Origin of the sequence: Microcystis sp. T1-4, assembly GCF_000297435.1 — a bacterium.
Taxonomy (GTDB): Bacteria; Cyanobacteriota; Cyanobacteriia; order Cyanobacteriales; family Microcystaceae; genus Microcystis.
In genome coordinates this window covers 1-4959 of sequence record NZ_CAIP01000242.1, presented here as the reverse complement: position 1 = coordinate 4959, position 4959 = coordinate 1, and the positions used below count along the sequence as shown (strand labels likewise).

Sequence of the window (4959 nt, the reverse complement as noted above, 5' to 3'; positions counted from 1 at the left end):
TTTCTTTGGTCTTATTTAGGGGCGGTTAATTCTCTAGGTCGTTCGGGTAATGTTAAGGCTGTGGCCGTAGGTTCTTCAGCTTTTAGGGTGGGGATAAGGTCACGACGAGCTAAAATAATTGCTCCGACCATGGCCATTAATAATAGCACGGAAGCTAATTCAAAGGGTAGCAGGAAATCACTAAAGAAATGCTTACCGATTTCTACTAAAGTATTAGTCACAACGGCGGGAGAAGTGGTAGAAATTGACCAAGGTGTGATTAAAACCATGGTCGATAACAGTACAAATAAACCCACACAAACTAAAGCAGTAGATGCCTGACGGATCCAACGTTTAGGAATATCAGAAAAGTCCTCTTGCTTGTTAACAAGCATAATAGCAAAGAGAATTAAAACGTTAATCGCACCCACATAAATTAGAATTTGTGCCGCCGCTACAAAATCAGCATTTAGTAAGAGATATAAACCGGAAATGCTGATAAAAACACCGCCCAATAAAAAGGCGGAATAAACGATATTAGATAATAGTACCACGCCTAAAGCTGTCCCGATTACTAGGGCTGCTAAAATGCCAAAAGATACTATTTGAACGCCCTCGGCTAAATTCACAGTAGTTTCATCTCCTTTTATGTTTGAGAGTTATTAATTATTAGTTATCAGCTTCTGAAGGCAAGAGGCAACAGGCAAGAGGCAAAAGACAGAATCTGGCAATTCTCCTACCTAAAAACCGTGACGGCTGATAGCTAACTGCTAATTAATCGGTAATTTCTTCCGGACGTTTACCGGCGCGTTGACTACCGGCGGGTAAATCGTGGGGTTCGATGACACCTTTAGGCAGATAACCTAATTCCCTCAGAGGTGTTACCATCGGGTCTTGGGTGACTTTGTAGGGTAAACGGCCTAGGGCGACGTTATCATAGTTTAATTCATGACGATCATAGGTCGCTAGTTCGTATTCTTCGGTCATCGATAGGCAATTAGTCGGACAGTACTCTACACAATTGCCGCAGAAAATACAGACCCCAAAATCGATACTGTAGTGTTTGAGTTCTTTCTTTTTAATTTCCTTGTTAAAAGTCCAATCCACTACTGGTAAATTAATCGGACAAACTCGCACACAAACTTCACAGGCGATACATTTATCGAACTCAAAGTGAATTCTACCCCGATAACGTTCCGAGGGAATTAACTTTTCGTAGGGATACTGAACGGTAATCGGACGACGACGCATATGGTCGAAGGTAACGGATAAACCTTCGCCGATGTATTTCGCCGCTTGAATGCTACCTTTGGCGTAATCGCTGACTTGTTTGAGGATGTTAAACATGATGGTCAGAGGTATAGTAGGTTAACAGGGCAAAAAAGGAAATTAACCGCCAAAAGCAAAGGGAAAAGCTAGTTTTAGGGCGGCGGTAAGTAGTAGGTTAACTAAAGATACCGGTAAGAGGAATTTCCAGCCTAAATCGAGTAATTGGTCAATGCGAACCCGGGGTACAGTCCAACGTAAGAGAATGGCGATGAAGATGAGAAAATAGGCTTTTAATACCGTCATCGTAATCCCGAGGGAAGCGGTGATAATTTGTAGCCAGGGATTGGTTTCACTAACTCCCAACCAGCCGGCTAAAGCATTGACGGGGATAGGAAATTCCCAACCACCAAGATAGAGGACGGCGAAAACTAGGGCCGACAGCACCAGGTTAACGTAGGAACCCACATAAAAGAGAGCGAATTTCATCCCCGCGTATTCGGTTTGATAACCGGCGACTAATTCCTCCTCCGCTTCTGGTAAATCGAAAGGCAGACGTTCACACTCAGCTAAAGCGGCAATCCAGAAAATCAGAAAACCCACCGGTTGGCGCCAGATATTCCAGCCTAAAATGCCATAACCGGATTGTTGTTCGACAATATCAATGGTACTGAGACTATTAGACATCATCACAATCGCTAATACCGATAAAGCCAAGGGAATTTCATAACTAATCGATTGCGCCGCCGCCCGCAGGCCTCCCAGCAAGGAATACTTATTATTTGAGGCATAACCCGCCATTAATAAGCCAATGGGGGCAATACTGGACAAGGAAATCCATAAAAAGATACCTACGTTTAGGTCAGTAATCAGCAGATTTTGACCGAAGGGGACGATGAGATAGGAGACAAACACCGGCATCACCACCAAAATCGGCCCAAAGAGGAATAACCAGGGGTCAGCCTTAGCGGGGACGACATCTTCTTTAAAGACTAATTTCAGACCGTCGGCGACCGGTTGTAAAACGCCCAAGGGTCCTGCGTATTCCGGCCCGATACGCTGTTGGACGGCGGCGGAAATTTTCCTTTCTAACCAGACGCAGACTAAAACCCCCACTGTGGCGGCTATAATCATCAGGAACATGGGTAAAGGCATCCAAATCGCTTTAGCCAGTCCTCCACTTAATCCCAAGTCTGTTAGGGATTTAATGAAACTTTCTTGTAAATCTATGCCTTGATTCATATTTGGCGATCGCTGTACTGTCGATAGTTCGGCATGGTTTGAAGATTTTTAAGCAAATCTTATAGCCTAGTATACAGTTAGTCGGTCTGAGGGTTATCAGAAAGTGATAAAGGCTTCAATTCTTAGAGCCAAAGAGAGCCAAGGCATCTTGAGTCCCCGTGCGAGAATAGCTATTAGTCAATAGCTAGACTCTGAATCTATCAATGTTACTAGCTGTTTCTTCGGGACGAAAACCTCGGCTAGTTACCAAATTATTCACAGGAAAAAAATCTAGTTAAGTAGCTGGTTATAATTAAATTTAAAATGGATTTTAGGTTCGATCCCCCCTGCCCCCCTTGATAAGGGGGGTTTCTGATAATTTTTAACGCCTACCTACTTAACTTATCGTTTAGGCAATGAAGGCAGCCCGCTTGAATCTGTCTTCCTCTTTGTGTTCTTTGTGCCTTTGTGGTTTATCCCCAGAGCCAATCCGACTGTTAAAACCCAGTTATCGAGCGTTTCTGGCCACTCACCGCTATTGATTATGATAAGCCGCCTGTAGATCCTGAATCGAAAACAAAGCTTGAAACTTTATTCCCTGAGATTGGTAAAATTCCGCCCCTCCTTGCTCTCTATCCACCAAAGCAATGATTAAATCTACTTGATAACCCGCATCCCGTAATCTTTCTACCGCTACCATGGCACTTTTCCCCGTTGTCACCACGTCTTCGAGGACAACCACCGCGGCACCGGGGTTTAAAGTCGGCCCCTCGATATAAGCCATAGTGCCGTGACCTTTTGCCTCTTTGCGGACGATTAAAGCTGGAATCGGGCGATTTTCGTAGGCAGATACCACACTAACGGCGCTGACAATCGGATCCGCCCCTAGGGTTAATCCTGCCACCGCTTGGGTATCTGGAGGCAGTAGAGACAGCAATAAACGCCCCACGGCTAAAGCTCCCTCCGCAGTGAGGGTAACTTGTTTGCCGTTGATATAGTAGCTGCTTTTTTGTCCTGAAGACAGGGTGAAATCCCCCTCTCGATAGGCAAGACGGACAAGAGCATCGAGGAGAAATTGACGCAGGGAAGCAGTGTCGAGATTCGCTACCGAGGAATTAGCCATATTTTCAGGATTGGGAGCCTGACTGACTCCAAAATTTCGGTTACAATTGAGCCAAAAGTCATTATATATTGACTCGATCGCTAGTATTAATTTCTTTCTCATCCCATTGACGCGATTTTTAAATTAACCCTATCCCTGTGAGGAGATTTTTACCCATGCGCGCTAAGTTTTTACTTCCTTCCCTGTTTTGTTTAACCGGTTTAGTCTGGTTGAGTTCGCCTACTGCGATCGCCGAAACTCCACCCGCCACCAATCCCCCACCGGTAAAAACCCAACAATTGCAAATTGTCCCCTCTCCCGATACGGCGGTAGGATTTAATCATATCCCTGGTTTGTTTAACCGCGCTGTTAATAACAATACGGGTCGTTTCTACGACTACACCAGCATTTTAGGACAGTTCAACTCTCTTTTTGGTTGGCGTACTTTTATGCAAGGTTCCTATTTCGATAATATGATTACCCGGGATGCCAAATTAACTGAAACTTTATACTATGATGTCATGCAACAGCAACAGTCTGGCCCCTTAATTCGCACCCAAGATTTGGCCAATCCCTTCGATACTTCCCTACAGGAAAATCCCAGTTATTTAAGTCCAGGCGGCTTTTAATTGGTCAATTTAACTCGGAATTGGCGAACAATGTCATAGGTCGAGAATCTTCTTGGAAGGTTCCCGGCTCTTCTAGGTTCTGTGTGATAAGTTTAACTTACATAGGATCGATCTTTGTGTCCTTTGTGTCTTTGTGGTTCGTTCCACCCCCTCGCTCTTGAGAAATGTATCTTAGAATACATTTTACCCACCAAAGCTGGGAGAGCCCGTACTTAAGCTATAGTTGGTCAGTTTTTGCATTTCTTGATGGGTAAAATTGTCTTGATTGTTCATTTCAGAGACAATTCCTATCGTTTCATCAACGGTTTTGGCATTGTTAGAATGAGTTGCAATCGCTGCTGATGGATGATAGTCTTCCATTCTCATTAATCGCCAAGTAGAATCCTCGGAAAGTTCCAAAACCTTTTGATGATAGTTAAACAAACTTTCTCGATGTCCGACACTAATAAAAGTCTTGCCAGTTTGTTGTAACTGTTTATATAAATGATCTTCATTTTTTAAATCTAAAGCACTGGTGGCTTCATCTAAAATCACAAAATCTGGCTGATTAACGAATAGTCGCACAAAGGCTAGACGCTGTTGTTCTTTTAAAGATAAAATATTTTCCCAATCCACTTCCTCATCAAAATTTTTGATGCGATTAAGAACATCTTGCAGGTTAACTTCTTGTAAGATTTCTTTTAATTGGGATTCACTCATCTCCGTTGTCGTTTGAGGATAAATTAGCTGTTTGCGCAAGTTTCCTAAAATGATATAACCCAC

6 protein-coding genes are annotated in these 4959 nt (G+C 43.5%); 1 reads left to right on the top strand and 5 read right to left on the bottom strand.

Features of this window, described 5'->3' with window-relative positions; genetic code table 11:
- Positions 1-11 precede the first annotated feature (11 nt).
- From MICAI_RS14865 to pyrE, 4 genes are all read right to left on the bottom strand, one after another.
- Positions 12-608 carry an NADH-quinone oxidoreductase subunit J gene (locus MICAI_RS14865; RefSeq protein ID WP_008203498.1) on the bottom strand — a complete coding sequence of 199 codons (597 nt, stop codon included), beginning with the start codon at positions 606-608 and terminating at the stop codon, positions 12-14.
- A gap of 145 nt (positions 609-753) precedes the next feature.
- Positions 754-1326, bottom strand: coding sequence for an NAD(P)H-quinone oxidoreductase subunit I (gene ndhI, locus MICAI_RS14860; protein ID WP_002733194.1), 573 nt, complete (start codon positions 1324-1326; stop codon positions 754-756).
- Positions 1327-1368: 42 nt separating this feature from the next.
- Entirely contained in the window at positions 1369-2487 is a 1119-nt protein-coding gene (nuoH, locus tag MICAI_RS14855; protein WP_002775034.1) for an NADH-quinone oxidoreductase subunit NuoH, read from the bottom strand.
- Between the two features lie 514 nt (positions 2488-3001).
- A complete protein-coding gene (pyrE, locus tag MICAI_RS14850; protein ID WP_008203497.1) occupies positions 3002-3691 on the bottom strand; it encodes an orotate phosphoribosyltransferase in 690 nt (229 codons plus the stop codon).
- A gap of 53 nt (positions 3692-3744) precedes the next feature.
- Between pyrE and MICAI_RS14845 the strand changes: the two genes are divergently transcribed.
- Complete coding sequence (locus tag MICAI_RS14845; RefSeq protein ID WP_008203496.1) at positions 3745-4197, top strand: hypothetical protein; 453 nt, start codon at positions 3745-3747, stop codon at positions 4195-4197.
- A 183-nt stretch (positions 4198-4380) separates the two neighbouring features.
- Here the strand turns inward: MICAI_RS14845 and MICAI_RS14840 are convergent.
- The coding region (locus tag MICAI_RS14840; protein ID WP_232306204.1) for an ATP-binding cassette domain-containing protein at positions 4381-4959 on the bottom strand (579 nt) is incomplete at its 5' end.

Coding starts and splice junctions, on each gene's coding strand:
- MICAI_RS14845 (WP_008203496.1), top strand. CDS start 3,745: ATGCGCGCTAAGTTTTTACTTCCTTCCCTGTTTTGTTTAACCGGTTTA.
- pyrE (WP_008203497.1), bottom strand. CDS start 3,691: ATGAGAAAGAAATTAATACTAGCGATCGAGTCAATATATAATGACTTT.
- ndhI (WP_002733194.1), bottom strand. CDS start 1,326: ATGTTTAACATCCTCAAACAAGTCAGCGATTACGCCAAAGGTAGCATT.
- nuoH (WP_002775034.1), bottom strand. CDS start 2,487: ATGAATCAAGGCATAGATTTACAAGAAAGTTTCATTAAATCCCTAACA.